Origin of the sequence: Pseudomonas sp. PA-1-6B (genome assembly GCF_021609545.1) — a bacterium.
Lineage (GTDB): Bacteria > Pseudomonadota > Gammaproteobacteria > Pseudomonadales > Pseudomonadaceae > Aquipseudomonas > Aquipseudomonas fluorescens_BV.
This window is the reverse complement of sequence record NZ_WJZM01000114.1, coordinates 1-2,388: the sequence shown is the minus strand read 5'-3', so window position 1 is coordinate 2,388 and position 2,388 is coordinate 1. Positions and strand designations below refer to the sequence as shown.

Annotated in this window: 2 protein-coding genes; both read right to left on the bottom strand. The window is 57.8% G+C overall.

What is annotated here, in order from left to right; translation table 11 throughout:
- Positions 1 to 214: 214 nt before the first annotated feature.
- Positions 215 to 1,873, bottom strand: a complete 1,659-nt coding sequence (locus GIV35_RS27090; protein WP_198715451.1) for a cation acetate symporter — start codon at positions 1,871 to 1,873, stop codon at positions 215 to 217.
- Positions 1,870 to 2,181 carry a DUF485 domain-containing protein gene (locus tag GIV35_RS27085; RefSeq protein WP_003190001.1) on the bottom strand — a complete coding sequence of 104 codons (312 nt, stop codon included), beginning with the start codon at positions 2,179 to 2,181 and terminating at the stop codon, positions 1,870 to 1,872. Before GIV35_RS27085 ends, GIV35_RS27090 begins: the two co-directional genes overlap by 4 nt.
- Between the last annotated feature and the right edge of the window lie 207 nt (positions 2,182 to 2,388).

Genomic DNA, 2,388 nt, shown 5'->3' with positions numbered 1-2,388 from the left:
CCCAAATCCCTGTCGAATTCCGGCCAGCGTGGTTTAACGGGGCGCCTAAGATCAAAAGCAGATCAAGATCAAGAGCGTCTCGCTTCGCATCGTGGTTACCGTCGGCTGCTACAGCCTACAAAGTTGTGTAGATACCTATGCCGCGATGAGGCCAGCCCAGGCAAAAAAAATACCCCGGCCTTGCGACCGGGGTATCTCTTATGCAACTGACGACTTAGTGATTAACCGCCCCGCTCGCCCCCAGGCCAGTCTGCGAACGCACAAACTGTGGGAAGTACAGCGCGCGCTCTTTCTCTGCCGCCGCCGATTTGTCGGTGATGGAGAAGAACCAGATGCCGATGAACGCAATGATCATCGAGAACAGCGCCGGGTACTCGTACGGGAAGATCGCCTTTTCATGGTGCAGGATCGACACCCAGATGGTCGGGCCGAGGATCATCAGGCCCACGGCACTGATCAAGCCCAACCAGCCGCCAATCATGGCGCCACGGGTGGTGAGGTTTTTCCAGTACATGGAAAGCAGCAGCACCGGGAAGTTACAGCTGGCAGCGATAGAGAACGCCAGGCCGACCATGAACGCGATGTTCTGGCTTTCGAACAGGATACCCAAACCAATCGCCAGCACAGCCAGGGCGATGGTGGTGATCTTCGATACGCGAATTTCATCCTTCTCGTTGGCCTTGCCTTTCTTGATCACGCTGGCATACAGGTCATGGGACACCGCCGAAGCACCCGCCAGGGTCAGGCCGGCAACCACCGCCAGGATGGTGGCAAACGCCACGGCCGAGATAAAGCCCAGGAAGATACTGCCGCCCACCGCGTTGGCCAGGTGCACCGCGGCCATGTTATTGCCACCGAGCAAGGCGCCCGCTGCATCCTTGAACGCCGGGTTGGTGCTGACCAGCAGGATCGCGCCGAAACCGATGATGAAGGTCAGGATATAGAAGTAGCCGATGAAGCCGGTTGCGTACAGCACGCTCTTACGCGCTTCCTTGGCGTCGCTTACCGTGAAGAAGCGCATCAGGATGTGCGGCAGGCCGGCGGTACCGAACATCAGTGCCAGGCCCAGCGAGAACGCCGAGATCGGGTCTTTCACCAGGCCGCCGGGGCTCATGATCGCCTCACCTTTAGGGTGAACCTTGATCGCCTCGGAGAACAGCATGTTGAAGTCGAAGTTGACGTGCTTCATCACCATCAGCGCCATGAACGAGGCACCGGACAGCAACAGTACCGCCTTGATGATCTGCACCCAGGTGGTCGCCAACATGCCGCCGAACAGCACGTACAGGCACATCAGGATACCCACCAGGATCACCGCCACATGGTAATCAAGGCCAAACAGCAGCTGGATCAGCTTGCCCGCGCCAACCATCTGCGCGATCAGGTAGAACGCCACCACCACCAGCGAGCCACACGCCGACAGGCTGCGGATCTGGGTTTGCCCCAGGCGATAGGACGCCACGTCGGCAAAGGTGTATTTGCCCAGGTTACGCAAGCGCTCGGCGATCAGGAACAGAATGATCGGCCAGCCCACAAGGAAGCCGATCGAGTAGATCAAACCGTCGTAGCCGGAGGTGAATACCAACGCGGAAATCCCCAGGAAGGACGCCGCCGACATGTAGTCACCGGCAATCGCCAGACCGTTCTGGAAACCGGTGATCTTGCCGCCCGCCGCATAGTAGTCCGCTGCCGATTTGTTGCGCTTGGACGCCCAATAAGTGATGCACAGGGTGGCGCCGACAAACGCGACGAACATCACAATGGCCGAGACGTTCAGCGGTTGCTTGTGCACTTCACCGGTCAGTGCGTCCGCCGCCCAAACGGCCGGAGCCAACAGCGAAGCACCGAATAGAGCCAATAGACGCCGGATCATTGCGCAGCCTCCTTGAGAATCGCATTGTTCAGGTCGTCAAATTCGCCGTTGGCCCGACGCACGTAGATGCCGGTGAGAATGAAGGCCGACACAATCAGCCCGACGCCCAGGGGAATGCCCCAGGTAATCGAGGAACCAGGGCTGATCTTGGCCCCCAGCACTTGTGGCCCGTAGGCAATCAACAGGATGAAAGCGGAGTAAAGCCCTAGCATGATCGCCGAGAGAATCCAGGCGAACCTTTCCCTTTTCCTGACCAGCTCCTTGAAACGCGGGCTGTTTTGAATCGAGAGGTAAATGCTGTCGTTCATTGTTTTTATCCTCGCAGCACAGCTTTTTATTATTTTGGAACGTATCCACTGTATGCGGCTGCGCAATGGGTTCCAGACGACCTTAGTAGTAGATCGAGCTTAGCGAGGATTTGCTGGGGCGCAGGAAGATTTGAGTCAGTGCAGAACTAATGTGGGAGGGGGCTTGCTCCCGAAAGCGGTGTGCCAGTCAAAAATCTGTGACTGGCA

Coding starts and splice junctions, on each gene's coding strand:
- GIV35_RS27085 (WP_003190001.1), bottom strand. CDS start 2,181: ATGAACGACAGCATTTACCTCTCGATTCAAAACAGCCCGCGTTTCAAG.
- GIV35_RS27090 (WP_198715451.1), bottom strand. CDS start 1,873: ATGATCCGGCGTCTATTGGCTCTATTCGGTGCTTCGCTGTTGGCTCCG.